This is a genomic window from Mycobacterium sp. 2YAF39 (assembly GCF_052114565.1).
GTDB lineage: Bacteria > Actinomycetota > Actinomycetes > Mycobacteriales > Mycobacteriaceae > Mycobacterium.
This window is the reverse complement of sequence record NZ_JBFREZ010000004.1, coordinates 1-24,688: the sequence shown is the minus strand read 5'-3', so window position 1 is coordinate 24,688 and position 24,688 is coordinate 1. Positions and strand designations below refer to the sequence as shown.

The window sequence follows — 24,688 nt, the reverse complement described above, 5'->3', positions numbered from 1 at the left end:
GGTGGTTCGAATACTCGGGGTGATCTCAGCTTTCGTCGGCGCTGCGATTCTGGCTGCGCCGTCGGCCGCAGCGGACGAAGTCGAATACCTGAACAAGCTGCAGGACAAGTACGCCTTTCTGACACCGCAGCAGCTCGTCAGCGAGGGCAATAGGGTGTGCACCGCTGAACAGGCCGGCGCGCTTGCACCCGACAGGACCACGATGGTGAGCAATGATCTGACCGTCGGGGTCAATGTGGCGCTCGAGATCGTCAGCGCCGCCGAGTGGGACCTCTGCTGAGAGTGCGGAATCCGAACCCGAAGTGACTAGTCTCGGCGTATGCCAACTGTTCTTGTCACCGGCGCGTCACGTGGAATCGGCAAAGGTATCGTCGAACGCCTGGCTGCGCGCGGCTGGGATGTCATCGCCGGGGTCCGCAGCCAGCAGGATGCCGACGCGGTAACCAAGCTCGATCCGCAGCGGGTGTCCTCGGTGATCCTCGATGTCACGTCGGCCGACGACATTTCCGCGCTGGAGGAATCGCTACCGCAGCAGCTGGACGCGATCGTGAACAACGCAGGCATCGCCGTCGGCGGCGCGATGGAAACGCTGAGCCCCGACGAGTGGCGAAAGCAGCTGGAAATCAACGTGATCGGGGCGCTCGCCGTCACACAGGCGGTACTGCCGCGGCTCCGCAAGTCCCGCGGGCGCATCGTGTTCATCTCCAGCGTCAACGGGCGATTGTCGATGCCGCTGGTCGGTGCGTACGCGGCGAGCAAGTTTGCACTGGAGGCTGCCGCCGATGCACTCCGGATGGAGCTGTCCCCCTGGAAGATTCGCGTGGTCGTTGTCGAGCCCGCACAGACCGACACCGATATGTGGCGCACTGCGGACGACATGGTGGCGGAGTTGGAGGCGGGACTGTCCGCGGAGCACCGCGGCCTCTATGCCAAACACATCGCAGGCTTCAAGAAGATGATCCCGATGTCACAGCGGATCGCCGTTCCCACCGAGAAGGTGGCCGCCGTCGTCGAAGACGCGCTCACCGCCCGGCGGCCGCGGGCCCGCTACATCGTCGGCTTGGGCCCTAAGGCGCAGGTCGCGTTGATGGCCGTCATGCCGACGAAGCTGCGCGATATCGCGCTGCGGAAGGTGGCTGGCCAACCGTAGGATGCCGACCTTCGTCAAACGCAATCCCGGCGCGCCCGCAGGCTTCTTCGCGTGCGAAGCGGCGGGGCTGCAATGGCTTTCGGCTGCCGATGGGGGAGTGCCGTGTGTCGAGGTCATCGACTACGACGACACCCGACTGATATTGGGGCGGCTCGATACCGTCCGGCCCGAACGCACCGCGGCGCACGAATTCGGCACTCGCCTGGCCGGTACCCACGACGCGGGCGCGGACGCGTTCGGTGCCCCGCCGGATGGCTGGAGCGGTGCGGGCTTCTTCGGCCCGCTGCACCACCCACTTCCGATGTCGCTGAACGGATATGACACCTGGGGGATGTTCTACGCCCGTGAGCGGTTGGTGCCGATGGCGGCGCGCGCCGCCGGCCGCCTCAGCGCCGACGCCCGCGACGCCGTCGATGCCGTGATAGCGCGCTGCGAGACCGGGCACTTCGACGACGGGGACCCGCCGGCACGGCTGCACGGCGACCTGTGGTGCGGCAATGTGATGTGGACGCCGGACGGGGTCGTGCTGATCGACCCCGCCGCACACGGCGGCCACCGCGAGACCGACCTCGCGATGCTGGCATTGTTCGGCTGCCCGCACTTCGATGCCGTCGTCGACGGATACCAGTCCCGGCGGAGGTTACGGGACGGCTGGCGCGACCGGGTGGGCCTGCACCAGCTGTATCCCCTTCTCGCCCATGTCGTGTTGTTCGGCGGCGGTTACGCGGATCAGACGGCCGCAGCCGCGCGTAGCACTCTTGACGCCGTTCGCTAGTTGAACGCGAGCCAGGCCGGCAGTGCTCGCTCGCGCGAGTCGCACAACACCTGGCGGGTGTCGCAGTTGCCGTCCGGCACACCGGCACCCGACCACATGCCCCCGGTGTCGCGGCGCAGCACGATCGCCGATGAGCCGCCACCGTCGAGCAACAGCGCGGTATCGCTGCCGAGACCGCGGAACAGATCCTGAATCTGATCCGGTGTGTAGCTGCCGCCCTGGAAGACGTACATCTCGTCCTTGCCCCTCGCATATGCGAGAGCGGTGCGGGCAGCGCTCGGGCCACCGTCGTTGAGCTGACCGGTGTCACCGGGCGACAACAATCCGATTCCTGCGACCGCGACGAATCGGACCCCCTTGTCGAGCAGGCCCGCGACGACGGGCGACGCGGCGTCGTAGTCATCCGGGCTCTTCGGCGGCACCATATACGGTGCGCCTGCGACGGGAATGATCATGGTGGACAACGCACTCCAGGTTTCGTTGCCGCCCGAGAGGCCCTGCTTGCCCGCATACGCCAGTGTGCCGGTCACCGCGGCGTTGGCACGGCCCTGCCCACGGGTGTTGTCGACATAGGCGCCCAATGGCGAACTGCAGCCGGTCGACTTCCATGAGCCGCCCTTCTGTCCACGAATGTCGAAGAAGTTGGCGTTGATCGCGATGGTCGGTTGGCCGAGCGCCTGCCACGCCTGCAGCGGTGAGAAGACCTCGGACGCCTGCAGGAGTCCTTCGCCGGTGCGGGCCCGCGGATCACGTTCACACCGGGACTGATATCCGCTGTGCGAGTCGACGAGCAGCCGCGGCGCGAGGCGCTGCGATGCCGACTTGATGATCATCAGGTGCCCGCCGTTGCTCATCTCGTACCAGCTGCCGCCGGCGTTGAGCATCGGCGCGGGGTGCCCGCCGCCGAAGTTGTACACCAGGTATGACCCGCGGGTGTTGGCGATGGCGCCGGCGAGCAAATCGCGGCCGCTGGCTGCTTCCGCGGTCGGAACCCCGGCCGTCGTCGACATCACAGCACACAACATCAGCGCCGCGGCCCATGCCGCGAAGCGCCGAAGAAACGTGACTGCGATGGACAAGGTGGGGCCTCCCGGAGGTGAATGGACCAAAACAACACTAGCCACACCAGCAACACTGTCAACTTTCATAACAAGTGCGTCACAGTAGGGTTTCGCCCTTGCGGGCACGGCGCCGGCAACCTGTGAGGCATCGCATGCGCTTACTTCGGCGAGAACGGGGTAATCCGCAACCCATGCCAACCGTGTCTCGAACGTTCTCCGTCAGCCCGGCACCACAGCAGGTGATCGACTACCTCAAGGATTTCGCCAACGCCGTCGAGTGGGACCCGGGCACACAGCAATGCACCCGTATCGACAGCGGTGCCATCGCTGAAGGCGCATCGTGGCACAACGTTTCGAAGATCTTCGGCGTGACCGCGGAACTGACGTACACCCTCGACAGCCTCAGTGGCAGCAACATCGTGTTCGTCGGGAAGAACAAGTCGTCGACGTCGGTCGAGAACATCGTCATCGATGCCGCGAACACGGGCTCGGTGATCACCTATCGCAACGACCTCGAGATGCACGGACTGCTCAAGCTTTTCAACCCTGTACTGAAGTTGGCCTTCGAAAAGCTGGCCAATGACACCGAGCAACAGTTGACGTCGGTGCTCAACCGGCTACCCGCAAAGGAGCAGAAATGATCGGGACCATCCTCAGCGCGCTCGTCGTCGGATTGATCGTCGGTGCACTCGCCCGGCTGATCATGCCCGGCAAGCAGAGCATCGGTGTGATCATGACGATCGTCCTCGGCGCCATCGGTTCGTTTCTGGGGACGTGGCTCACGTATGAGCTCGGATACTCGAACTCCAACGGCGGCTTCGAGATCATTCCGTTCCTCGTCGGGATCATCATCGCGATCGTGTTGATCGCGATCTATGTGGGCATCACAGGCCGCAAGAACAATCCCGTGCGCTAAGGCGGCGGTGCCAGGCGGTACACCGCGTCGGCGTAGTCGTCGGTGATGTAGACCGCGCCGTCCGGTCCCATCACCGCGGCCACCGGGCGTCCCCACCGCGAGCCGTCGGCGGACTGAAATCCGCCGACGAACGTCTGCTGATCGCCCAATCCGCCGTCGCGCCAAGCGAAGAACGACACCTCGGGCTCGCGCGGCGGTTCCCGGTTCCACGATCCGTGTACGCCGACGAGCGCTCCGCTGGCATACGGCTGCGGCAGCACGCCTTCGGTGAAGCTCATACCCAGCGGTGCCGCGTGCGAGCCGAAGCTCTGCTCGATGGGCGGCAGCAACGCGCAGTCCATGCGGCTGCCGTCGGCGTTGGTCTCCACATCGCGGATCAGCGGCAGGTTCGCCGGGCCGCCATCGGGATTGCAGTAGGGCCAGCCCAATTCGCGTCCGGGCGTCAGGCGAGCGAGCGATTCGGGCGGATGCTCGCCGACGTACGCGGGATCGGCCTGCCCGGTCTGCGGATCCACGACATTGTCGCGGTTGTTGACCGCCGTCCACACCGAACCGTCGGGCGCGATCGCCAAACCGGTGCCGTTGCGGACTCCGGTCGCGAACGGTTGTGCGGGACCGCCGCCGGGCGGCACGCGCATGATGGTGGCGCGCGGCGGATTGGCGGCGCGATCGTCGGCGGTGATATTTCCTCTCGATCCGATCGAGAAGTAGACGGCGCCGTCGGGACCGATGGCAACGCTCTTGAGCGCGTGGTGATAGCTGCCGCGCAGTTCCGGACTGTCCGCATCGGGCAGTCCGCCTGCGACGACGCGCCCGTTGACCGCGCGACCGTCGGCGTAGTCGTAGACGTCGATCTTGTCGCTTTCCGCGACGTACAACGTGGTGCCCGCAAAGGCCAACCCATGTGGTTGGGTGAGTCCGTCGAGGAGCACCGACGACGTCGGACCGTTGTCGCCCGGACGCAGGCCGACGACTTCGCCTGTTCTGGGGACGGATACCAGGAGAACTCCGTCCGGCGTCCACGCCGCCAGTCTCGGCTTGGGCATGCGCGCCCACACCGACAACGTCCATCCCGTCGGCACCACAACCTGGCGGGGCTCATCGAACGGTGTCTGGGCCAATTTCGGATCGACCTGAACCGTCACAGGTGTCATACCTGCTGCCGACTCGGTCGTCGTGGCAGCGGGCGGGGGCGAAGGGGCGGCGGTCTGTCGGGCCGTCGGCGCCGTCGAGCACGCCGCAAGCAGTGCCGTGACGGCTATGCAGATTCCAATTCGACTATGCCGCAGACAAACCCGCATGCATCTCCCAGACCAGTATTTCGGAGTTCTCCGTTGCGGTGACGCGCTGGCCGCCCGAGGAGGTGAACCGCACGGCGTCACCTTCGTGCAACGGGCCCGCCCCTTCGAGGGTGACGTCACCGCGCGGCACGAACAGGTGCACGTACGGCGCCGCGGGTAGTTCGACGCTCTCGCCGGGCTGCATGCGGGCGCCGTGCAGCGCCGCGTACTTGTTGCGGATCGTGATCGCGGCCTGGTCGCGGTGTTCAGCCATCCCGGAGGCGATCGTCACCAAGCCGCCGCGCAGCAACTCGTCGTCGATCTCGAGTTGTTGGTAGCCGGGGTCGATGCCGGATTCGTCGGGCACGACCCACATCTGCACGAAATGCACAGGCTCAGAATGAGATTGCTCGCCGGTCAGTGTCCAGGAATCGTTCTTCTCGGAATGCAGGATCCCGCGTCCCGCCGACATCCGTTGAGCCAGGCCGGGATAGATCACGCCGGAGTGCCCTGTCGAATCCTGGTGTACGAGCGATCCGCGCAGTACCCAGGTGACGATCTCCATATCGCGGTGCGGGTGGGTATCAAATCCGGTACCCGGATTCACGATGTCGTCGTTGTTGACCAGCAGCAGTCCGTGGTGGGTGTTCTCGGGTTCGTAGTGACTGCCGAACGAGAACGAGTGCTTGGAGTCGAGCCAGTCGATCTTCGTCTTCGCGCGGCCGTCGGCACGCCGGATGTCTACTGCGGGGGCGGTCATGCGCGATCCTCTCGCTCGGGGCCCAGCCTAGGTGTGCCCACTGGACACGACAACATGTATGATGTGTCATGTATTCCGTGTGGCTGACCGAGGACCAACAGCGGATCTGGCGCAGTTATCTGGCCATGGCGAGTCGGCTACAGACCGCGATGCACCGCCAGCTTCAGCAGGACTGTGAACTCTCCCTTTCGGATTACGACGTGCTGGTCGCCCTGAGCGAGCGCGGGTCGCTGCGGATCAACGAACTCGGCGAGGCGCTGGCGTGGGAGCAGAGCCGGCTGTCGCATCAACTGCGCCGGATGCGCGGTCGTGGTCTGGTCGCGCGTCAGGACAGCGGCGACGACCGGCGCGGTGCCACCGTCGAACTCACCGACGGCGGTCGCGCCGCACTGGAGTTGGCCGCGCCGGGACACGTCGAGTTGGTGCGCAGTGCGATGTTCGACGGAATGCCGGCAGCGCAACTGCGGGCATTCGGCGAGGTGGTCGAGGCGGTCGCCGAGCGCTTGGCTACCAGTCCGTCTCGTCGAACGTGATGACACCGCGGATGTTGCGGCCCTCGAGCATGTCCGTATAGCCCTGGTTGATGTCTTCGAGGCGGTAGGTCCTGGTGACCATGTCGTCGATGTTGAGCAGGCCCGACTTGTACAGCCCGACCAGCTTCGGTGTTTCGACGTGCGAGCTGCCACCGCCGAAGATGTTGCCCTTCAACGTCTTCTGCAACATGGTGAACAAGAACATGTTGAGCTTGACGTCGACGTCCATCATCGAGCCCATGCCGGTCAGCACGCAGGTACCGGTCTTGGCGGTCAGGATCATGGCCTCTTCGAGATACTCGCCCTTCATGTCGCCGACGGCGATGATCGTCTTGTCGGCCATCAAGCCGTGCGTGACGTCGATCATCGGCGCGATCGCCTCGGCCATCGACGGGTAGGCGTGGGTGGCGCCGAACTTGATCGCCTGATCGCGCTTCCAGTCGTTGGGATCGATCGCGATGACGTTGCGGGCGCCCGAGATCACCGCGCCCTGCAGTGCGCTCATGCCGATGCCGCCGACGCCGACGATCACCACGGATTCGCCGGGCGCGACCTGGGCGACGTTGGTGGCCGACCCGAAGCCTGTCGGCACGGCGCAACCCATGATGGCGGCGGTCTCGAACGGGATGTCCTTGTCGATCTTGACGACGGAGTCCTTGTGGACGGTCATGTACGGGGCGAATGTGCCGAGGAGGTTCATCGGCGACACCTCGGTGGTGCCTGTGTGGACGCGGGAGGTGCCGTCGGCGATGGCCTTGCCGCCCAGCAGGACGGCGCCGCGGTCGCACAGCGAGCGGTAGCCCTTGAGGCACGGCGGGCATTCGCCGCATGAGGGGATGAACGCCAGGATGACGTGGTCGCCCTCCTCGATGCCGGTGACGTTGCGGCCGACCTTGGTGACCACGCCTGCGCCCTCGTGGCCGCCGAGCGCGGGCAGGCCGATCGGCGTGGCGCCGGTGGTCAAGTGGTAATCGGAGTGGCACATGCCCGCGGCGTGCACGCGAATCTGCACCTCGTCGTCGATCGGGTCGCCGACATCGATCTCGTCGATCCGGAACGGCGAGTTCAGCTCCCAGAGGAGAGCGCCCTTGGTCTTCATGGAGCCCAGAATAGAACAGGTTACAGAACGAGTGACAATCTAGGCCTCTAGCTGCGCATTTGCACCCTACTTATCCTCGTCGAGTGGCCAGTTATCGAGCAAATTCGGGCTAAAATCGGCCGCTAAGTGGCCACTTGGGCCTGTGGATAACTTGCCGTGCGTGCCCCGGATTGGTCGGAGCCCGTTGACACCGTTGTCGCATGACAGCGCTTCCGTTCGTCGGCACCGAAGCCATCGCGAGTGGCGCATTGACTGCGCACGCCCTCATGAGTCGATACGACCGTGTCTACCGAAACGTGTACCTGCCGAAGGGTGTGGAACTCGACGCGGCGAACCGGGCCGTCGGGGCGTGGCTCTGGTCGGAACGCCAGGGCATCGCGATGGGGTTGTCGGCAGCGGCGTTGCACGGTTCGGACTGGATTGACGCGAGTGCCTGCCGAGCTGTAGCGGCGAAACGGCAAGAAGGTCGATGGGATCGTGATCCACCGAGACGAACTGCTCGCCGACGAAGTGACCAAGATTCGCGGTGTCGACGTGACGACGCGCTGGCGAACGCCAGCCGGTTGAAACCGGTCGACGTCCGACCGCTGATCAAGAGACATCGGGGTGTTCGCGGTCTTGTGCAACTGCGCGAGGTGCTCGACCTGATGGACGGCGGGCTCGGAATGCCACAGGAGACGCGAACGCGGCTGGTGCTCGTCGGCGCCGGTTTACCGCGACCGCGTACGCAGATCTGCCTGGAGCGCTGGCGCGTTGATATGGGTTATGAGGAGTTCAAGGTCGCCATCGAATACGACGGTGCACAGCACTGGGAAGATCCGACTAGACGTGCCAAAGACATCGACAAGTATGCGGAGTTATCGGACCTCGGCTGGGTCATCATTCGGGTGGGCGCCGACATGCTGCGCTACCGCAGGCATGTGATCGTCGAAGCTTGCGGGGGATTATCGGGCGAATTCTTGGCGATTTCGCGGCATAAGTGGCCACTCAGCGACGCGGGTTAGAGCGTGTCGGGAAGGCCCCACTTCTCGAACGACTTCATGTGGAACGCGACGACGTGCGAGATGCCGCCCTCGGTCACGGCCATCACGTGCATCTGGAAGCACTCGTGCACACCGGTATCCGGGTTGCGCAGATACATCGCTCCGGCCGGCTGACCGTTGGCCACGGTGGGGATCAACCGCATGTCGCCGGGGCCTTCGGCCGGGCAGTGGGTCTTCGACAGCAGCACGATGTTCTCCGGCCCCTGGTACCAACCGTCGAACGGCGGCATCTCCCACACCGCCTCGGCGGTGAACAACTCGACGAGCTTGTCCATGTCGTAGGTCTCGAAGGCATCGATGTACCGCGTCAGCAGATCCTGCGCCGCCGGCGACTCCGGGGTCTGCAGGTGGTCGTCCTCGCTGGGGCCGACCGCGTCGAGCTGCGCTCGGGCCCGCTGCAGCAGGCTGTTGACCGCAGCCGTCGACGAGCCGACCGCGTCGGCGACCTCCGCCGCCTTCCATTGCAGCACCTCACGCAACACGAGCACCGCACGCTGCCGCGCGGAGAGATGCTGCAGCGCCGCGACGAAGGCGAGCCGCACCGATTCGCGGGAGCCCACGATGTTCGACGGGTCGGTCGAATCGTCGGGAATGGGCTCCAACCACGGCACCTCATCGCGCGCGACGATGTCGTCGACGGGATCCGAACTCGGCGCCCCGAGCCCCGTCGGCAGCGGCCGCCGCTGCCGGCTGTCCAGCGCCGTCAGGCACGTATTCGTCGCGATCCGGTACAGCCAGGTCCGCACCGATGACTTGCCCTGGAAATTCTTGTACGACCTCCAGGCCCGCAAGTACGTTTCCTGCACCAGGTCTTCGGCATCGTGCAGGGAACCGGTCATCCGATAGCAGTGCGCGAGCAGCTCGCGGCGATAACGCTGGGCATCCGCCAGGAAGGCGTCCTCGGCGCTGCTGTCATCCAGATTGTGGGCCAGGACAGTCACGTCGCCGAGCCTAGTCACTACCGGTGACAACCGTCACCGTCGCCGGATCGGGCAGCCCGTTAGTCTCGCGGGGTGGCAACTACCCGCAGCGAGCGCAGCTTCGACGGCATCGGCGGCGTCCGCATCGTCTACGACGTCTGGACCCCTGAGGTGGCCCCGCGCGGCGTCGTGGTGCTGTGCCACGGATACGCCGAGCACGCGCGCCGATACGACCATGTGGCGCAGCGGTTCGGGGAGGCGGGGCTGATCACCTACGCACTCGACCTTCGCGGACACGGACGCTCCGGCGGCAAGCGTGTGTACCTGCGCGACATCTCCGAGTACACCGGCGACTTCCACACCCTGGTCGGCATCGCCACCGCCGACCACCCCGACCTGCCGCGGATCGTGCTCGGCCACAGCATGGGGGGCGGCGTCGTGTTCGCATACGGCGTCGAGCGCCCGGACGACTACACCGCGATGGTGTTGTCCGGGCCTGCCGTCTACGCCCAGGACTCGGTGTCGTCGTTCATGATCACCGTCGCCAAGCTGGTGGGCAGCATTCTTCCCGGCCTGCCCGTCGAGAAGCTTCCGACCGAGGCTGTCTCCCGCGACCCCGACGTGGTCGCCGCGTACATGGCGGATCCACTGGTACATCACGGCAAGCTGCCCGCGGGAATTGCCAAGGCGCTGCTGAATGTCGGCGAGAACATGCCACAGCGCGCCGCCGCGCTGACGGCGCCACTGCTCGTCGTGCACGGCGAGAAGGACATGCTGATCCCGGTTGCGGGAAGCGAGCACCTTCTCGAGTGTGTGGGGTCGACGGACGCTCACCTCAAGGTGTATCCGGAGCTGTACCACGAGGTGTTCAACGAGCCGGAGAAGGCGCTGGTGCTCGACGACGTCACCTCGTGGATCGAGGCCAAACTTTGAAAGCCATTGCAGGCATCCTTCTTTCGCTGGTCTTGACGCTGACGGCGTGTGGGTCCTCGGACGAGGGCCCCCGCTGGGTCGACGAGGAAGTGACCTTCACCGCCGACGGTCTCACCATCCACGGCACATACCGCCACGAGCCCGACGCCGCACCCGGCCCGGCGGCACTGCTGATCTCCGAGAGCGGTGCCACCGACCGCAACGGTGACAACGCTGTCGCGGGTCCGGTGGGCAACATGAGACAAGTCGCAGAACTGTTGTCCGGCAAGGGTGTGGCCAGCCTGCGGTACGACAAGATCGGTACGGGCAAGACAGGTTTGGGCCCGTATGCGCAGCGGCCCAAGGATGTCGTCAGCGCCGTCTACACCTCGGGTGCGAAGTCCGCGGTGAACTTCCTCGCCGAACAGTCCGCGACCGACAAGTCCCGCATCTCCGTGTACGCGGTCGGTGAAGGTACGGTCCATGCGATGTCGCTGGCGACCGACACCGACGTGGGCGCGCCGAAGATCCACTCGCTGGCCCTCTTTCAGCCGCTGGCGGGCCGGTATCTGGACATCATCACCAACCGGGTGCGCACCAGCGCCGCCCCGGAGGCCCTCACGACCTGGCTGGCCGCCGTCGACGAGGTCCGGACCAAGGGCACCGTCGCGAAGAACCTTCCCGAGGGACTCGGCGCGCTGCTCAATCCGGGCAACGTCAAGGCGGTGATCGAGGCCGACAAGATCGACCCGGTCACGCTGGCCGCCAAGGTGCCCGCCGGTACGCCCGTGCTGGTGACCTGTTCCGACGCCGACGCTCAAGCGACCTGTGAGGCCGTCAAGCCGCTCGTTGCCGCACTCGAGCACACTGCGCTGACCGTCGTCGAACTCAAGGGCGTCAGTCACGTGTTACGCGACGACCCGACCGACAACGTCGCCAACTACTCGAAGCAGGATCCACTTTCTCCACAACTCGTCAATGCGATCGACGCGTTTGTCGGCAAGTAGTCCTAATCTGGCGCCATGGGGTCAGCGAAAAGCGGTGGGCCCACGCTCGAAGGGCAGGGGACGGGATCGCGCATGAGTGACGACAAGATGCTGGCGCGCATCGCCGCTCTGCTGCGCCAGGCGGAGGGGACGGACAACACGCACGAGGCCGAGGCGTTCATGGCCGCCGCCCAGCGGTTGGCCACGGCGACGTCCATCGACCTGGCGGTCGCGCGGTCGCATTCGTCCAACCGCACCAAGGCGCAGATGCCCGAGCAGCGCACCATCACCATCGGCAACGCGGGCGCCCGCGGACTGCGCACCTACGTTCAGCTGTTCACGGTGATCGCACTGGCCAACGACGTGAAGTGCGACGTGGCGTCGAACTCGACCTTCGTCTACGCCTACGGATTCGGCGAGGACATCGACGCCAGCCATGCGCTCTACGCCAGCCTGGTGATGCAGATGGTGCGAGCGTCGGAGGCCTACATCGCGTCGGGTGAACACCGGCCGACCCCGACGATCACCGCGCGCATCAACTTCCAGCTGGCCTTCGGCGCGCGCATCGGCAGGCGACTGTCGGAGGCGCGCGACGAGGCGCAGCGCGAAGCCACCGGAGGACTGTTCCGCAGGAAGCCCGGCACCGCTATCGCGTTGCGGAACAAGGACATCGAGCTCAAGGACTTCTACAAGCACACGTCGCCGGCGCGGGGGACCTGGCGGGCGACCAGTGCGACGGCGGGGTACTCACGTGCGGCGCAGCGGGCCGGCGACCGTGCGGGGCGCAGGGCCCGGCTGGGTAGCAGCGCGGAGCTGGGTGGAAAGCGTTCGGCCCTGGAGAAGTGAGCGTCAGAGACACCCAGCGGGCGAAGGTCTACGCGGCGGAGGCGTTCGTCCGGACGCTGTTCGACCGGACGAGCGAGCACGGCAACCGGGTGGTCGAATTCTTCGGCACGCAGTTGACGCTGCCGCCGGAGGGGCGCTTCGCGTCGACGGAGTCCGTGGCCAGCTACGTCAACGATGTGATGGATCTCGCGGCGGTGCGCGAGCGCTGGCCCGACAGCGGACCATTGGCCGTGCGCGCCAGGCGCGGGGAAACCGCGGCGCATTACGAGCGTGTCGGCGACGACGCGAGCATCGCCGTCCCAGGCGGCCGCACCACCTGGGCGCTTCGCGAGCTGGTGGTGCTCCACGAAATCGCCCACCACCTCTGCGTTGCCGAGCCACCCCACGGACCCGAGTTCGTGTCCACGTTCTGCGAACTCGCAGAGGCGGTGATGGGGCCGGAGGTGGCCCACGTGCTGCGAGTGGTGTACGCGAAAGAAGGTGTTCGATAGCGTGTCCCGCGTGGCTGAGCCAGATCCGAAGGCGCTCGACGAGTTGTTCAACCGCGTGTTGGGCACCGAGGACGACGCGCTCACCGCGGCGAGGGATGCGGCCGACGCCGCGGGCATGCCCGCCATCGAGGTGTCGGCGCAACATGGAAAGCTGCTGTATCTGCTGGCGGCGACAACACGTGCGCGCCGCGTGCTGGAGATCGGCACCCTCGCCGGGTACAGCACCATCAACCTCGCGCGGGCCGTCGGCCCCGGCGGTGCCGTCGTCACGCTGGAGTACGAACCCAGGCACGCCGAGGTCGCGCGCCAGAACCTCGCACGCGCCGGCGTCGAGGACCGGGTCGAGATCATCGTCGGCGCCGCTCTGGACACCCTGCCCGCGCTGGCCGAGCGCGGCGAATCGTTCGATCTGATCTTCATCGACGCCGACAAGGAGAACAACGTCGCCTACGTCGAATGGGCGATCAAGCTGGGCCACCCCGGGTCAATCATTGTGGTGGACAACATCGCTCGCTTCGGCCGGGTGCTCGAGCCTGCCGACGACGATCACCAGGCCCGCGCCGTGCGCGACATGCTCGAGATGATGGGCGAGAATCCGCGGCTCGACGCCGCTGCGATCCAGACGGTCGGCACCAAGGGCTGGGACGGCTTCGCGGTCGCGTTGATCAAGTAGCAGAGTCTGCTTCCAACCGACATGATTGCGGCCAGCCAGGACAATATGCCGACAGGCGATAGACGGAGGACGAACGTGGCCGATTCAGCAATCGGCGAGCCGGTGAACCGCGTTGAGGGTGCCGCCAAGGTCACCGGGTCCGCCACTTACACCGCAGACGTCACGCTTTCCGGACAGGTGTACGCGGTGCTGGTTCAGTCCGAAATTCCATGCGGCAGAGTAACCGTGCAGTCGCTACGGTCCAGCGCCGAACGTGTCGGAGCGGCTCACGGCGTCGTGTACGTGTTGACCCCGCTGAACTGTCCGCCGCTGCACGATGTGCCCCCGGAACTGAGCTGGGATCTGCCGCTGGAGCGGCGTCCGCCCCTGTCGGACCTCACCGTGCAACACGTCGGGCAGCACATGGCGCTCGTCGTCGCCGACACCCTTGAGAACGCCACTGCAGCGGCGGACCTCTTCGACCTGGAGTACGAGACGCATCCGGCGGTGACCGACGCGCATGAGGTCCTCGCCGCGGCCGCTGAGCCCGACGAGCGGGACGGCCGGATTCGCCACGGCAGTTACTGCCCCGACCACTTCGTGAAGTTGTCCGAAGAAAAGCTGCAGGACAGCCGCGGGGAAAGGCCGACGCATTCCGCGCACCGCGTCGCAGTCCGGTACACCACGCCGCACAACGCGCACTACCCGATCGAGTTGTCGTCCACGGTCGCTTCGTGGTCCGACGGCGGGTTGACGGTGCACGACAGCACGCGCTGGATCGCCGGTGAGCGCACTGCGCTGGCTGCGTGTCTCGGCATCGACGAGGACCGGGTGCGCGTGCTCGCCCCCCTCGTCGGGGGCGCTTTCGGTGCAAAGAGTTTCCTGTGGATGCACGTCGTCCTGTGCGCCGTTGCGGCCCGCGAGGTGCGTCGTCCGGTCAAGCTGGTTCTCACCAGGGATCAGATGTTTACCTCCACGGGGCACCGGCCGCGCACCGTGCAGGACCTCGTCCTGCTTGCCGACGACGTCGCAACGGTGCTCAGCACCGAACATCACACCTTGACCGAGACCTCGACCGTCGCGCACTTCTGCGAACCCGCCGGACTGTCGACCCGATTTCTGTACCACTCGCCCCACCTCGAAGTGTCACACCGCACTGCCCGGATCAACGCACCGACGCCGTGCTTCATGCGTGGTCCCGGAGAAGCGCCGGGACTGTTCGCCCTCGAGTCGGCAACCGACGAACTCGCCCACGCGGCGGGCCTGGATCCGTTGGAGCTGCGGGTGCGCAACCACGTAGACGTCGACCAGGTAAGCGGCAAGCCGTGGTCAGGGAAGCATCTGCTCGAGTGTTATCGGACGGGGGCCGCGCGGTTCGGCTGGGGCGACCGCCCGCGTGAGCCACGAACGCTGCAACGGGGTGGCGTGCAGGTGGGATGGGGAATGGCGACTGCGACGTATCCCGGCCGGCGCATGCCTGCGAGCTGCCGGGTGCGGACCGCTGCCGACGGAACGGTTGAGTTCGCCTCGGCGACACACGAAGTCGGTAACGGGGTACGCACCGTCATGACCCAGATCGCGGCCGACGTTTGTGGGCTGCCGAGTTCCCGCGTCACATTCGTCTCTGGCGACTCAGCCTTTCCGACCGCCCCCTACAGCGGCGCCTCACAGACGACCGCGACCGTCGGTTCGGCGGTCTTCACCGCGGCATCCGAATGGAAGCGCCGACTGCTCGACCTCGTCACTACTCACGCAGCCGGGGACCGCGGGGATGTCGACATCGCGGACTGCGCAGCCCGTTTCGCGGGCGAGTATCGCGATGACCTGAGCTTCACCGTCGCCAGCGATGCCGGTGACCAAGCCGGACTTGCCGTTCAGTCCTTCGGCGCTCACTTCTGCGAGGTGGAAGTCGACGAGCAGATCGGATCGGCCAGGGTCGTGAGGTGGGTCGCCGTGATGGACTGCGGACGTGTGCTCAACCCGAAGCTCGCCCGTAGTCAGGTGATGGGCGGCATCACCTTCGGGTTGGGCATGGCGCTCCTCGAACAGGTGCCCTACGACGCCAACACCGCAAAAATGATCGGCGAGTACTACCTACCTACGCATGCCGATAGACCTGAGTTCGACATCACGTTCATTGACGAACCAGATTTCAGCCTTGATCCGATCGGGGTGCGGGGTATCGGTGAGATCGGCACCTGCGGTGTGCCGGCAGCCATCGCCAACGCGATCTTCCACGCCACTGGAAAACGATTGCGCCACTTACCGATCACATTGGAGGACCTGATGAAGCCCTACCAGCCACCAACCGCTGCGGGTGGGGAATGAGTCAGGACACCGGCCACAGCCTTAAGTTGCTGATCAACGGCAAGCCCTATCGCGTTGAGGCCGACATCCGGACCACACTGCTCGACCTGCTGCGTGAACACCTGCACCTGACGGGCACCAAGAAGGGCTGCGACCACGGGCTGTGCGGCGCGTGCACGGTCGCCGTCGACGGTGAACGTGTGGTCAGCTGCCTGACACTCGTGGCGTCCATCGACGGCTCGCAGGTCCTGACCATCGAGGGGATCGCCGACGGGGATGACCTGCACCCTCTGCAAAGCGCCTTCCTGGACTGCGACGGATTTCAATGCGGTTACTGCACGCCGGGACAGATCATGTCGGCGCATGCGATGGCGACCGAGTTCGCCCGCGGCGACCTCAGCACGACCTCATTCGACGGCCCACGGGTAAATGTGACGTCCGGGTGCTCGGATCTCACCGCCGCGGAGATCCGAGAGCGCATGGCAGGCAACATCTGTCGGTGCGGCGCGTACGCCAACATCGTCGAGGCCATCGCGATGGTGGCAGAGGAGCAGACGAGTTGAAGACCTTCCAGTTCCGACATGCTGTCTCGGTCGAGGATGCGATGGTGGCCGGCGCCGAGTGCGGCGCGAAATACCTCGCGGGCGGCACAAACCTGCTCGACCTGATGAAGAACGGCGTCGAGGAGCCAGCGGCGCTGATCGACCTGCGGCGGCTCGGTCTGACGAGCATCGCGGCGACGAGCGACGGCGGAGTGTTCATCGAGGCCGGAGCGACCAACAGCGCCATCGCCAACCACCCCCTGATCCGCACGCAGTATCCGGTGCTGTCGCTGGCCATTCTGAGCGGCGCAACCACTCAACTCCGGAACATGGCCACGGGTGGCGGAAATCTGTTGCAGCGCACCCGGTGCCCCTACTTCATGCAGACCACCTTCACGTCCTGCAACAAGCGCAACCCCGGCAGTGGTTGCGCGGCCCGGCGTGGCTTCCATAGGGAGCACGCCATTTTCGGAGCCAGTGAAGCCTGCGTGGCGATCCACCCATCCGACATGGCGGTGGCCCTCGCCATCCTCGACGCGGTCGTGCACGTTGAGAGCGTCGGAGGGCGACGAACCATTCCGATCAACGAATTCTTTTCGCTGCCGGGCGATACCCCGGATGTTGACAACACACTGCGCCACGGTGAACTCGTTCTCGCCATCGAGTTGCCGCGGTCGAACTTCGCCGACCACTCCTGGTATCTCAAGTTGCGTGATCGTCACAGTTACGCGTTCGCGTTGGTGTCGGTGGCGGCGGGGCTTCGGTTCGACGGTGATGTCATCAGCTCGGCCGCTCTCGCACTCGGCGGTGTGGCCGCCGTGCCGTGGCGGGCGCGCGTGGCCGAGCACGCTCTGATCGGGAGGCGTGCCAACGGCGAGACCTTTCACACGGCAGCGGCCCTTGCGATGAGTGGGGCGCAGCCGTTGGCGCAGAATGCCTTCAAAGTCGATCTGGGCCGCCACAGTGTCGTACGCGCCCTAGAACGTGCCGCCGAGGTGCGCGCTGCGTGATCATCTGAGCGCGCCGTCAGCTCAGGGTCACTGAGTCCAGGCGGTAGACGTCGCGGCCGTTTGCAGAGCCGCCGTGATCGCCTTCTCGTTCTGGTCGAAGCGACCGCTCGGCGCGGGCACCGAGATCGCGACGATGTGTCCGCCGGCCGTCCGTGCGGCGATACCGGCCGCGGAGATTCCGGCGGTGTGCTCGTCGCGGTCGAAGGCGATGCCGCTGACGCCTGCCGTCGGGTCGGTCAGCAGCGCAAGTGCGGCCTTGCCATTCGCCGTGGACTCCAGCGGGAACCGGATGCCGACCGCCGATACCGCCCGCAGCCGGTGGGTGGACTGGACCTGGTCGATGAACAACATCTGCTGCCCGCGCAGGACCGAAAGATCGACGGTCTCTCCCGTCGCGCGCGCCAGCTTCTCGAGTGTCGGCCGGAACTGCATCGTGATGCTCGCGTCGTCGGTACCGCCGAGCCCGAGCAACCGTTCGCCGAGGTTGATCCGGCCCTCCTCGTCGACGGTCGCGAAGCCGATCTCCACCAGTCCGACCAGCAGCCGGCGCACGGTGGACTTGGCCAGGCCGAGCCGGCCGCCGAGGTCGACGAGCCGTAGCTGCCCCGGTGCGGCAGCAATCTCGTCGAGGACGGCGGCGGCGCGCCGCAGTACTTGAATGCCGTCTGAACGTGCGGACGGGGTTGGCTGATTCTCTTCCGCACGGGGCATTCCATCACTATATTGATCCGCATTACGAATCACAAAGATTCGAAATGTGAATCTAGGAGGTTCACGGTGGCACTTCCAGATGGGCGACATTTCGTTCGCGGCGATGACGGTTACGAGGGCGCTCGGCGCTCGACGGTGTGGAACCAGCGGGTGCCGGACCGGTATCCGGCGGTCATCGTTGCGGCCCTCGACGACGACGACGTCATCGCTGCGCTCGCGTACGCGAGGGCCAACGATCTTCAGGTCGGCATCCGGTCGGGCGGACACAGCTGGGCCGCCAACCATCTGCGCGACGGCGGGCTGCTCCTCGACATGAGCGGGTTCGACAAGGCGGTGATCGACAAGGACAAAATGCGCGCGGTGGCGGGCCCCGGAAAGGGTGGCAGCATCCTCGCGGCCGAACTCGACGCCGAGGGCTTGTTCTTCCCCGCCGGGCACTGCAAGGGCGTCTGTATCGGCGGTTATCTGCTGCAGGGCGGTTACGGCTGGAACAGTCGGGTCTTCGGGCCGGCATGCGAGAGCGTGATCGGCCTCGACGTCGTCACCGCCGACGGCGAGAGGCTCTACATCGATGCCGAGAATCACCCCGACCTCTACTACTCGGCGCGAGGCGCGGGCCCCGGCTTCTTCGCGGTCGTCACGGCGTTTCACCTCAAGGTGTATCCGAAGCCGGCCGTATGCGGCATGAGCATGTACGCGTACCCGTTCGAGTGCGCCGACGAGGTGTTCACCTGGGCCCGCGCGATCAGCGCCGACGTGGACCGCCGAGTGGAGTTGCAGATCGTGGCGACCAAGAGCGTGCCGGACATCGGCATCGACGGCCCGGCGATCGTGCTCGCCTCGCCGGTGTTCGCCGACAACGAGAAGGAAGCCGAGGAAGCGCTCGCGCTGCTCGGCACCTGTCCGGCCATCGACAAGGCGCTCGCCAAAGTTCCTTATGCGCCAACGGATCTGCCCACCTGGTACACCGCCGTGATGGGCAACTACCTGGAGGATCACCGCTACTCCGCGGACAACATGTGGACGTCGGCGCCCGCCGAGGATCTGATGCCCGGCATCCACCGCATCCTCGAGACCATGCCGCCACACCCGGCGCACTTCCTGTGGCTGAACTGGGGCCCGTCACCCGCTCGCCAGGACATGGCTTACAGCGTCGAAGCCGAGATCTACCTCGCGCTCTACGGGGGCTGGATGGACGAGGCCGACGACGACAAATATTCGGACTGGCCGCGCGCCAACATGGCCGAGATGGCGCATCTGGCCGCCGGAATCCAGTTGGCCGACGAGAATCTCGGCCGGCGGCCCGCCAAGTTCGCCACCGATGATGCCATGGCACGTCTCGACAAGGCACGTGCCGCATACGATCCCGACGGTCGTTTCTACGCATGGATGGGACGGGTCTGATGGGCGCATATCTGGGATACCGCGACGGCGACAGGGACACCCCGTGGGGCGGGTACTTCAATCCCGAGATGGCCGAATTGCCGCGGCATGTGGTCGTCGCGCTGGAGCACGGTCCGCAAGCGGATCAGACACTTCTCGGATTCGATGATGCGGGAGCGATTCTCGACGAGGGCTATCAGCAGACCGAGAACGGCTACGGTCGACTTCGCGGCGGCGGATTCCAGGTATCGGTGCGTACCGCCATGCCCGGCGTCACCCCCGCCATGTGGGATTGGTGGTTCGGTTGGCACGGAAGCGATTCGCGGCGTTACAAGCTGTGGCATCCGCGCGCGCACGCGTCGGCCCGGTGGGGCGACAGCGACGGTAGCGGCTGGGTGGGCCGGACGTCGGTTATCGAGGAATACCTGGGTTCGGCCTATGCCAAGGCGGCGATTCAGTTTCTCGAGCCGACGGCGCTCGGGCTCGACCCGGCGCGTCTCGGTGACGACGTCGCGGTGTGTGCGCGGCTCGGCTCGAGCGATGTACCCGTCGACATCGGCTGGTTCATCCACCACGTGCGTGTGACCGCAGACGGCGCCGAAATGCGCTCGCGGTTCTGGATGGGCGGCCCCTACATCGGGCTTCGCAAAGGAAACATGTTGGCCGACGCGGTGATTCGGCCGATCGCCGCCAACCAGCTGCCCGATCCGCGTGACCTCATGGTGCACTGCGCACAGGAGATGAACCACTTGGCGGGTTTCCTGCCCGAGCTGTTCAGCCGATTCGCCAGCGAGTGAGCGCGCCGGTGTGTTATCCGTGAGGGATGTCGAAACCTCTGTCGATAGCCGTCTTTGCCGCGTGCGCTGCGCTGACCGTCGCACCCGTCGCACATGCCGATCGCGCTGAACCACCGCCCCTGTACGGGTACTACAACGTGTTCGTCGACTTCGCGAAGCAGACGTTCAACGGGATGCCGACACCGATGGAGTCGAAAACCTTCCCCGTCCAATTCACCACGCAATGCGACGTGAACGGGTGTGTCGCGACCTTCGACAACAAGGACGACCAAGCCCGCAATCCCGGCGCTCCCTTGGTGTACGAGTACCGGTGGAACAACAACCGCTGGGAGACCAACGAGGAATATTCCTACCTGTGTGAGCGCACCAACCCCGACAGTGCCGTGCCGTCTCAACGCTCGGACTACTTGATCCCACGACCGGATGGCAGCTTCTTCGGAGAGCGGACCTTCGTCATGACCGGAGCCGGATGCCCAGGTGAGGGACCCGGCACCCACTGGGTGCCGATTTCGCTGACACCGATCGATCCACCGCCGCCGGGCTAGCGCTCGTTTGGCGTTCGCGCATTGGGGCACAAACCACACATGGATCTTGTCCTGCGGCATCGCATGCCGACGATAGAACGGCACGTCGCGGCGCGGCCCGAGGCCGTGTGGAGCGTTCTGGTGGACCTCGACGCGTGGCCGCGCTGGGGGCTGTCGGTGCAGCGGGCCGAGCTCGACGACGCGGGCCCGCTGAAGCTGGGTTCGCGCGGAAAAGTCTGGACGCCGTTCGGAATTGCGCTGCCGTTCGAGATCACCGAGTTCGACGCGGGCAGGCGCTGGGCGTGGGATGTGGCAGGCGTCGGCGCCACACGGCACGAGGTCCAACCCCGCGAGGGCGGATCCCGTGTGGCATTCGGCGTGCCGTGGTGGGCGCCGGCCTACCTACCCGTGTGCGCGATCGCGCTGCAGCGGATCGACCGGATGACGGCCTAGCTGCAGACGGCGCCACCGGCGGCAGAACCGACCAGCTTCGTGTACTTGGCAAGCACGCCGGACGTGTAGACGGGCGGCAACGGCTCGAAACCTTGCTTGCGCGAGTCGAATTCGGACGGATCGACCAGCACGTCCAGCGTGCCCTTGCCGACGTCGAGGCGGATGCGGTCACCGTCGCGCAGGAAGGCGATGGGGCCGCCGTCGACCGCCTCGGGGGCGACGTGTCCCACGCACAACCCCGTGGTGCCGCCGGAGAACCGGCCGTCGGTCATCAGGAGCACGTCCTTGCCGAGGCCCGCGCCCTTGATGGCACCGGTGATGGCGAGCATTTCGCGCATACCGGGTCCGCCCTTGGGGCCCTCGTAGCGGATCACCACGACGTCGCCGTTGGTGATGGTGCCGTCTTCCAGCGCATCCAGCGCCGCGCGTTCACGCTCGAAAACCCTTGCGGTGCCCTCGAACACGTCGGAGTCGAAGCCTGCCGACTTCACCACGGCGCCCTCGGGCGCCAGTGACCCGTGCAGGATCGTGATACCGCCGGTCGGGTGGATGGGGTTGTTCATCGCGCGCAGCACCTTGCCGTCGGGATCCGGCGGCTCGATGTGGGCGAGGTTCTCGGCCATCGTCTGGCCCGTGACGGTCAGGCAGTCGCCGTGCAGCAGGCCGGCGTCCAGCAGCGCCTTCATCACCACGGGCACGCCGCCAATCTCGTCGACGTGCTTCATCACGTGGCTGCCGAACGGTTTGACGTCGGCGAGGTGGGGGACCTTTTGCCCGACGCGGGTGAAGTCCGCCAGCGTCAGCTTCACGTTGGCTTCCCAGGCGATGGCCAGCAGGTGCAGCACGGCGTTGGTGGAACCGCCGAAGGCCATCACGACGGCGATGGCGTTCTCGAACGCCTCCTTGGTGAGGATGTCGCTGGTGGTGATGCCGCGGCGCAGCATCTCGACGACGGCTTCCCCGGACTGGCGGGCATAGGCGTCGCGGCGTTTGTCGATCGCCACCGGGGATGCGCTGCCCGGCAGCGACATTCCGAGAGCCTCGGCGGCCGACGCCATGGTGTTGGCGGTGAACATCCCGCCGCACGCGCCTTCCCCGGGACAGATCGCGCGCTCGATGATGTCGACGTCCTCGCGTGACATCAACCCGCGGGCACAGGCACCGACCGCCTCGAAGGCGTCGATGATGGTGACTTCCCTCTCGCTGCCATCGGTCAGCTTTGCGACGCCCGGCATGATCGAGCCGTTGTAAAAGAAGACGCTCGCCAGGTTCAGCCGGGCGGCGGCCATCAGCATCCCGGGGATCGACTTGTCGCAGCCGGCGAGCAGCACCGTGCCGTCAAGGCGCTCGGCCTGCACCACGGTCTCGACGCTGTCGGCGATCACCTCGCGCGACACCAGCGAGAAGTGCATGCCCGCGTGGCCCATCGAGATGCCGTCGGACACGGAGATGGTGCCGAATTCCAGCGGGTAACCGCCGGCGGCATGCACTCCGGCCTTCGCCGCCTGCGCCAGCCGCTGCAGCGACATGTTGCACGGCGTGATCTCGTTCCACGACGAGCCGACGCCGATCTGCGGTTTGGCCCAGTCGTCGTCGCCCATGCCTACCGCGCGCAGCATCCCGCGGGCCGCGGTCTTCTCCAGGCCGTCGGTGACGTCGCGGCTTCGGGGTTTGATGTCGATCGAACCAGGATCTGAGGGCATGAGTCACAGTATGCCCTCGGTGTTTGACCCGGCCAAACCCTTATTAATACCCCTAAGGGGTATCCGGTACGGTGGAGTCATGCCGTCTCGCATCACTCGCTTCGCAGCAGTCCTGATAGCCCTGTGCGCCGCCCTGTTCCTGACCGCGTGTTCGGGGTCCGACGAGAAAACCGACGCAACCAAGACAGACGACGCGGCCAGCACGGCCGCGCCACCCGGCTTCAACGCCCAGGATCACGAGTTCGCGACCATGATGATTCCGCACCATCAGCAGGCGATCGAGTTGGCGGGCATGGTGTCGGACCGTTCCACCGACCCCGACCTCATCGCGTTGGCCGCCAAGATCTCGGCCGAGCAGGATCCCGAGATCAAGGCCCTGAGGGTGTTCCTCGTGCAGTGGGACGAAAATCCCGACGACAACACGTCTCAAGGCGGCGACGACGGCGGCCACGGCGGGGACGGCGGCCATGGCGCGATGGCGGGCATGGTCGACGAGGCCACAATGGCCAAACTTCAAACGCTCAACGGCGCCGAGTTCGAAACACTGTGGCTGCAGTCGATGATCAGCCACCACCAGGGCGCGATCGACATGGCCGAGGCCGAGGTCGCCAACGGTCAGAACATCGACATCAAGCGGATGGCGCAGACCATGATCGACACACAGCAGGCGGAGATAACCCAGATGAATCAGATGCTGGAAGGTGGCCACAATGGCTGACGGGCTGGGTGACGGGCTGGCTGACGGGCTGGCTGACGGGAACGCCGATAGTGCTGGCGCCCACGGCTATTCGCCGCACAAGGAGAACTACGCGAAGCGGCTGCGCCGGATCGAGGGCCAGGTCCGCGGAATCGCGAAGATGATCGACGAGGACAAGTACTGCATCGACGTGCTCACCCAGATCAGCGCCGTCAACAGCGCGCTGCAGTCCGTCGCGCTCGGGCTGCTTGACGAGCACCTCGGGCACTGCGTGAGCCAGGCCGTCGCCGAGGGCGGAGAAGAAGCCGACGCCAAGCTGGCCGAAGCGTCCGCCGCCATCGCCCGGCTGGTGCGCTCCTAGCTCACTGCTTGCTGAATCCGGTCGGTCGCACGACCAGGATCACGCGGTCGGCTTTGTCGGGCGGCGGTTCCGTCAGTGGGCCGTCGTAGCGGTCGTTGAGTTCCAGATAGAACGCGCCTGTCGGATCCGGCACGATCTCCTCGACCACCCCGCGCACCTCCAGATACCGGTATGGGTCCTCCGGGTCGCTGATCGACATCGCCACGTTCGGGTTGGCGGCGATGTTGCGGTACTTCTGCCGTTTGGTGGTGTGGGTGAAGCGCAGGACTTCCCCGTCCCAGGCGAACCACATGGGAGTCACCTGCGGGTTCCCATCCGGTCTGACAGTGGCCAGATGTCCGTACAACGGACGCTCCAGAAGCGACTCGTAACCCTGCGGTATGGCGACCATCACGATCCTCTCTGCGGCTGGACGGTGTTCCGACGCCATGTTCCCTGAAGTAACGCTCGAACGCTTCAGGCGATAAACACACCAGGTCAGCGCTGTCTGCGGCGCGGTAGTCAGGGGTTGGGCGACATCCTGATGGAGAAAACCGCTCCGCGCGCTGTGCCACACTGGATGAAATTATGCGACTGGGAGGTCACGTATGCGGCAGCCGATGAGAAGGCGCCTGCTCACCGCTGTGATGGCGGCTGGGCTGATCGGTGGAATGGTGCTGAGCACCCCGTCAGCGCTGGCTCAACCCGGTGTTCCACCTCCGCCGCCCGCGCCGGTCGATCCGGCCGCCGCGGTGGTACCTGCGCCCCCGGCCGCGCCGCCCGGACCGCCGCCGCCC

At 66.0% G+C, this 24,688-nt stretch carries 29 protein-coding genes; 21 read left to right on the top strand and 8 right to left on the bottom strand.

Going from position 1 to position 24,688, the window contains the following annotated elements; genetic code table 11:
* Position 1: 1 nt before the first annotated feature.
* The 3 genes from AB4Z42_RS13095 to AB4Z42_RS13085 are packed head-to-tail and all read left to right on the top strand — an operon-like array spanning position 2 to position 1,925.
* Complete coding sequence (locus tag AB4Z42_RS13095; RefSeq protein WP_442009619.1) at positions 2-280, top strand: hypothetical protein; 279 nt, start codon at positions 2-4, stop codon at positions 278-280.
* Between the two features lie 39 nt (positions 281-319).
* A complete protein-coding gene (locus AB4Z42_RS13090; RefSeq protein ID WP_442009618.1) occupies positions 320-1,150 on the top strand; it encodes an SDR family oxidoreductase in 831 nt (276 codons plus the stop codon).
* A 1-nt stretch (position 1,151) separates the two neighbouring features.
* On the top strand, positions 1,152-1,925 hold the full coding sequence (locus AB4Z42_RS13085; RefSeq protein ID WP_442009617.1) for a fructosamine kinase family protein: 774 nt from the start codon (positions 1,152-1,154) through the stop codon (positions 1,923-1,925).
* Here AB4Z42_RS13085 and AB4Z42_RS13080 read toward each other — a convergent pair.
* On the bottom strand, positions 1,922-2,950 hold the full coding sequence (locus AB4Z42_RS13080; RefSeq protein ID WP_442010032.1) for a phosphodiester glycosidase family protein: 1,029 nt from the start codon (positions 2,948-2,950) through the stop codon (positions 1,922-1,924). The genes AB4Z42_RS13085 and AB4Z42_RS13080 overlap by 4 nt on opposite strands.
* A 227-nt stretch (positions 2,951-3,177) precedes the next feature.
* On the opposite strand from AB4Z42_RS13080, the gene AB4Z42_RS13075 reads away from it, so the two are divergent.
* Both AB4Z42_RS13075 and AB4Z42_RS13070 read left to right on the top strand, forming a co-directional pair.
* Positions 3,178-3,627 carry an SRPBCC family protein gene (locus AB4Z42_RS13075; RefSeq protein WP_442009616.1) on the top strand — a complete coding sequence of 150 codons (450 nt, stop codon included), beginning with the start codon at positions 3,178-3,180 and terminating at the stop codon, positions 3,625-3,627.
* Positions 3,624-3,902 (top strand): GlsB/YeaQ/YmgE family stress response membrane protein, encoded by a 279-nt coding sequence (locus tag AB4Z42_RS13070; protein ID WP_442009615.1) that lies wholly within the window; start codon positions 3,624-3,626, stop codon positions 3,900-3,902. The genes AB4Z42_RS13075 and AB4Z42_RS13070 overlap by 4 nt, the downstream gene beginning before the upstream one ends.
* Here AB4Z42_RS13070 and AB4Z42_RS13065 read toward each other — a convergent pair.
* Both AB4Z42_RS13065 and AB4Z42_RS13060 read right to left on the bottom strand, forming a co-directional pair.
* A complete protein-coding gene (locus tag AB4Z42_RS13065; RefSeq protein ID WP_442009614.1) occupies positions 3,899-5,203 on the bottom strand; it encodes a PQQ-dependent sugar dehydrogenase in 1,305 nt (434 codons plus the stop codon). The two genes, AB4Z42_RS13070 and AB4Z42_RS13065, sit on opposite strands and share 4 nt — an antisense overlap.
* Entirely contained in the window at positions 5,181-5,942 is a 762-nt protein-coding gene (locus AB4Z42_RS13060) for a pirin family protein (protein WP_442009613.1), read from the bottom strand. The genes AB4Z42_RS13065 and AB4Z42_RS13060 overlap by 23 nt, the downstream gene beginning before the upstream one ends.
* 68 nt (positions 5,943-6,010) lie before the next feature.
* Between AB4Z42_RS13060 and AB4Z42_RS13055 the strand changes: the two genes are divergently transcribed.
* On the top strand, positions 6,011-6,475 hold the full coding sequence (locus tag AB4Z42_RS13055) for a MarR family winged helix-turn-helix transcriptional regulator (protein WP_442009612.1): 465 nt from the start codon (positions 6,011-6,013) through the stop codon (positions 6,473-6,475).
* On the opposite strand, the gene AB4Z42_RS13050 is transcribed toward AB4Z42_RS13055, so the two are convergent.
* Positions 6,450-7,574, bottom strand: coding sequence for an NDMA-dependent alcohol dehydrogenase (locus AB4Z42_RS13050; protein ID WP_442009611.1), 1,125 nt, complete (start codon positions 7,572-7,574; stop codon positions 6,450-6,452). The two genes, AB4Z42_RS13055 and AB4Z42_RS13050, sit on opposite strands and share 26 nt — an antisense overlap.
* A gap of 200 nt (positions 7,575-7,774) precedes the next feature.
* On the opposite strand from AB4Z42_RS13050, the gene AB4Z42_RS13045 reads away from it, so the two are divergent.
* Positions 7,775-8,578: an endonuclease domain-containing protein gene (locus AB4Z42_RS13045; RefSeq protein WP_442009610.1), complete on the top strand. Its 804-nt coding sequence runs from the start codon at positions 7,775-7,777 to the stop codon at positions 8,576-8,578.
* Here the strand turns inward: AB4Z42_RS13045 and AB4Z42_RS13040 are convergent.
* Entirely contained in the window at positions 8,575-9,558 is a 984-nt protein-coding gene (locus AB4Z42_RS13040) for a sigma-70 family RNA polymerase sigma factor (RefSeq protein ID WP_442009609.1), read from the bottom strand. The genes AB4Z42_RS13045 and AB4Z42_RS13040 overlap by 4 nt on opposite strands.
* 72 nt (positions 9,559-9,630) lie before the next feature.
* Between AB4Z42_RS13040 and AB4Z42_RS13035 the strand changes: the two genes are divergently transcribed.
* From AB4Z42_RS13035 to AB4Z42_RS13000, 8 genes are all read left to right on the top strand, one after another.
* Positions 9,631-10,470 (top strand): alpha/beta hydrolase, encoded by an 840-nt coding sequence (locus tag AB4Z42_RS13035; protein ID WP_442009608.1) that lies wholly within the window; start codon positions 9,631-9,633, stop codon positions 10,468-10,470.
* On the top strand, positions 10,467-11,456 hold the full coding sequence (locus tag AB4Z42_RS13030) for a hypothetical protein (protein ID WP_442009607.1): 990 nt from the start codon (positions 10,467-10,469) through the stop codon (positions 11,454-11,456). The genes AB4Z42_RS13035 and AB4Z42_RS13030 overlap by 4 nt, the downstream gene beginning before the upstream one ends.
* A 72-nt stretch (positions 11,457-11,528) precedes the next feature.
* Positions 11,529-12,281 (top strand): DUF2786 domain-containing protein, encoded by a 753-nt coding sequence (locus AB4Z42_RS13025; protein WP_442010031.1) that lies wholly within the window; start codon positions 11,529-11,531, stop codon positions 12,279-12,281.
* Positions 12,278-12,772 carry a TIGR04338 family metallohydrolase gene (locus AB4Z42_RS13020; RefSeq protein ID WP_442009606.1) on the top strand — a complete coding sequence of 165 codons (495 nt, stop codon included), beginning with the start codon at positions 12,278-12,280 and terminating at the stop codon, positions 12,770-12,772. Before AB4Z42_RS13025 ends, AB4Z42_RS13020 begins: the two co-directional genes overlap by 4 nt.
* 1 nt (position 12,773) lies before the next feature.
* Positions 12,774-13,445, top strand: coding sequence for an O-methyltransferase (locus AB4Z42_RS13015; RefSeq protein WP_442009605.1), 672 nt, complete (start codon positions 12,774-12,776; stop codon positions 13,443-13,445).
* A gap of 75 nt (positions 13,446-13,520) precedes the next feature.
* A complete protein-coding gene (locus AB4Z42_RS13010; RefSeq protein WP_442009604.1) occupies positions 13,521-15,752 on the top strand; it encodes a xanthine dehydrogenase family protein molybdopterin-binding subunit in 2,232 nt (743 codons plus the stop codon).
* On the top strand, positions 15,749-16,294 hold the full coding sequence (locus tag AB4Z42_RS13005) for a (2Fe-2S)-binding protein (protein WP_442009603.1): 546 nt from the start codon (positions 15,749-15,751) through the stop codon (positions 16,292-16,294). The genes AB4Z42_RS13010 and AB4Z42_RS13005 overlap by 4 nt, the downstream gene beginning before the upstream one ends.
* The gene (locus AB4Z42_RS13000; RefSeq protein ID WP_442009602.1) at positions 16,291-17,283 is read left to right on the top strand and encodes an FAD binding domain-containing protein; all 993 of its coding nucleotides are present in this window, start codon (positions 16,291-16,293) and stop codon (positions 17,281-17,283) included. Before AB4Z42_RS13005 ends, AB4Z42_RS13000 begins: the two co-directional genes overlap by 4 nt.
* Positions 17,284-17,310: 27 nt before the next feature.
* Here AB4Z42_RS13000 and AB4Z42_RS12995 read toward each other — a convergent pair whose 3' ends face one another.
* On the bottom strand, positions 17,311-17,994 hold the full coding sequence (locus tag AB4Z42_RS12995; protein ID WP_442009601.1) for an IclR family transcriptional regulator: 684 nt from the start codon (positions 17,992-17,994) through the stop codon (positions 17,311-17,313).
* 66 nt (positions 17,995-18,060) lie between these two features.
* Between AB4Z42_RS12995 and AB4Z42_RS12990 the strand changes: the two genes are divergently transcribed.
* The 4 genes from AB4Z42_RS12990 to AB4Z42_RS12975 are packed head-to-tail and all read left to right on the top strand — an operon-like array spanning position 18,061 to position 21,151.
* A complete protein-coding gene (locus tag AB4Z42_RS12990) occupies positions 18,061-19,398 on the top strand; it encodes an FAD-binding oxidoreductase (RefSeq protein WP_442009600.1) in 1,338 nt (445 codons plus the stop codon).
* Positions 19,398-20,174 carry a DAPG hydrolase family protein gene (locus AB4Z42_RS12985; RefSeq protein ID WP_442010030.1) on the top strand — a complete coding sequence of 259 codons (777 nt, stop codon included), beginning with the start codon at positions 19,398-19,400 and terminating at the stop codon, positions 20,172-20,174. The genes AB4Z42_RS12990 and AB4Z42_RS12985 overlap by 1 nt, the downstream gene beginning before the upstream one ends.
* 26 nt (positions 20,175-20,200) lie before the next feature.
* Positions 20,201-20,719: a hypothetical protein gene (locus AB4Z42_RS12980; protein ID WP_442009599.1), complete on the top strand. Its 519-nt coding sequence runs from the start codon at positions 20,201-20,203 to the stop codon at positions 20,717-20,719.
* A gap of 39 nt (positions 20,720-20,758) precedes the next feature.
* Positions 20,759-21,151 carry an SRPBCC family protein gene (locus AB4Z42_RS12975; protein ID WP_442009598.1) on the top strand — a complete coding sequence of 131 codons (393 nt, stop codon included), beginning with the start codon at positions 20,759-20,761 and terminating at the stop codon, positions 21,149-21,151.
* Here AB4Z42_RS12975 and ilvD read toward each other — a convergent pair.
* Positions 21,148-22,854 carry a dihydroxy-acid dehydratase gene (gene ilvD, locus AB4Z42_RS12970; protein WP_442009597.1) on the bottom strand — a complete coding sequence of 569 codons (1,707 nt, stop codon included), beginning with the start codon at positions 22,852-22,854 and terminating at the stop codon, positions 21,148-21,150. The genes AB4Z42_RS12975 and ilvD overlap by 4 nt on opposite strands.
* A 79-nt stretch (positions 22,855-22,933) precedes the next feature.
* On the opposite strand from ilvD, the gene AB4Z42_RS12965 reads away from it, so the two are divergent.
* Entirely contained in the window at positions 22,934-23,572 is a 639-nt protein-coding gene (locus tag AB4Z42_RS12965) for a DUF305 domain-containing protein (RefSeq protein ID WP_442009596.1), read from the top strand.
* A complete protein-coding gene (locus tag AB4Z42_RS12960) occupies positions 23,565-23,912 on the top strand; it encodes a metal-sensitive transcriptional regulator (RefSeq protein ID WP_442009595.1) in 348 nt (115 codons plus the stop codon). The genes AB4Z42_RS12965 and AB4Z42_RS12960 overlap by 8 nt, the downstream gene beginning before the upstream one ends.
* Position 23,913: 1 nt before the next feature.
* On the opposite strand, the gene AB4Z42_RS12955 is transcribed toward AB4Z42_RS12960, so the two are convergent.
* A complete protein-coding gene (locus tag AB4Z42_RS12955; RefSeq protein WP_442009594.1) occupies positions 23,914-24,303 on the bottom strand; it encodes a PPOX class F420-dependent oxidoreductase in 390 nt (129 codons plus the stop codon).
* Between the last annotated feature and the right edge of the window lie 385 nt (positions 24,304-24,688).

Bases quoted from the DNA above. Each gene is read 5' to 3' on its own strand.
- AB4Z42_RS13090 (WP_442009618.1), top strand. From the start codon at position 320: ATGCCAACTGTTCTTGTCACCGGCGCGTCACGTGGAATCGGCAAAGGT.
- AB4Z42_RS13085 (WP_442009617.1), top strand. From the start codon at position 1,152: ATGCCGACCTTCGTCAAACGCAATCCCGGCGCGCCCGCAGGCTTCTTC.
- AB4Z42_RS13080 (WP_442010032.1), bottom strand. From the start codon at position 2,950: ATGTTGTGTGCTGTGATGTCGACGACGGCCGGGGTTCCGACCGCGGAA.
- AB4Z42_RS13075 (WP_442009616.1), top strand. From the start codon at position 3,178: ATGCCAACCGTGTCTCGAACGTTCTCCGTCAGCCCGGCACCACAGCAG.
- AB4Z42_RS13070 (WP_442009615.1), top strand. From the start codon at position 3,624: ATGATCGGGACCATCCTCAGCGCGCTCGTCGTCGGATTGATCGTCGGT.
- AB4Z42_RS13065 (WP_442009614.1), bottom strand. From the start codon at position 5,203: ATGCGGGTTTGTCTGCGGCATAGTCGAATTGGAATCTGCATAGCCGTC.
- AB4Z42_RS13060 (WP_442009613.1), bottom strand. From the start codon at position 5,942: ATGACCGCCCCCGCAGTAGACATCCGGCGTGCCGACGGCCGCGCGAAG.
- AB4Z42_RS13055 (WP_442009612.1), top strand. From the start codon at position 6,011: ATGTATTCCGTGTGGCTGACCGAGGACCAACAGCGGATCTGGCGCAGT.
- AB4Z42_RS13050 (WP_442009611.1), bottom strand. From the start codon at position 7,574: ATGAAGACCAAGGGCGCTCTCCTCTGGGAGCTGAACTCGCCGTTCCGG.
- AB4Z42_RS13045 (WP_442009610.1), top strand. From the start codon at position 7,775: ATGACAGCGCTTCCGTTCGTCGGCACCGAAGCCATCGCGAGTGGCGCA.
- AB4Z42_RS13025 (WP_442010031.1), top strand. From the start codon at position 11,529: ATGAGTGACGACAAGATGCTGGCGCGCATCGCCGCTCTGCTGCGCCAG.
- AB4Z42_RS13005 (WP_442009603.1), top strand. From the start codon at position 15,749: ATGAGTCAGGACACCGGCCACAGCCTTAAGTTGCTGATCAACGGCAAG.
- AB4Z42_RS12995 (WP_442009601.1), bottom strand. From the start codon at position 17,994: ATGCCCCGTGCGGAAGAGAATCAGCCAACCCCGTCCGCACGTTCAGAC.
- AB4Z42_RS12985 (WP_442010030.1), top strand. From the start codon at position 19,398: ATGGGCGCATATCTGGGATACCGCGACGGCGACAGGGACACCCCGTGG.
- AB4Z42_RS12980 (WP_442009599.1), top strand. From the start codon at position 20,201: ATGTCGAAACCTCTGTCGATAGCCGTCTTTGCCGCGTGCGCTGCGCTG.
- AB4Z42_RS12975 (WP_442009598.1), top strand. From the start codon at position 20,759: ATGGATCTTGTCCTGCGGCATCGCATGCCGACGATAGAACGGCACGTC.
- ilvD (WP_442009597.1), bottom strand. From the start codon at position 22,854: ATGCCCTCAGATCCTGGTTCGATCGACATCAAACCCCGAAGCCGCGAC.
- AB4Z42_RS12965 (WP_442009596.1), top strand. From the start codon at position 22,934: ATGCCGTCTCGCATCACTCGCTTCGCAGCAGTCCTGATAGCCCTGTGC.
- AB4Z42_RS12960 (WP_442009595.1), top strand. From the start codon at position 23,565: ATGGCTGACGGGCTGGGTGACGGGCTGGCTGACGGGCTGGCTGACGGG.
- AB4Z42_RS12955 (WP_442009594.1), bottom strand. From the start codon at position 24,303: ATGGTCGCCATACCGCAGGGTTACGAGTCGCTTCTGGAGCGTCCGTTG.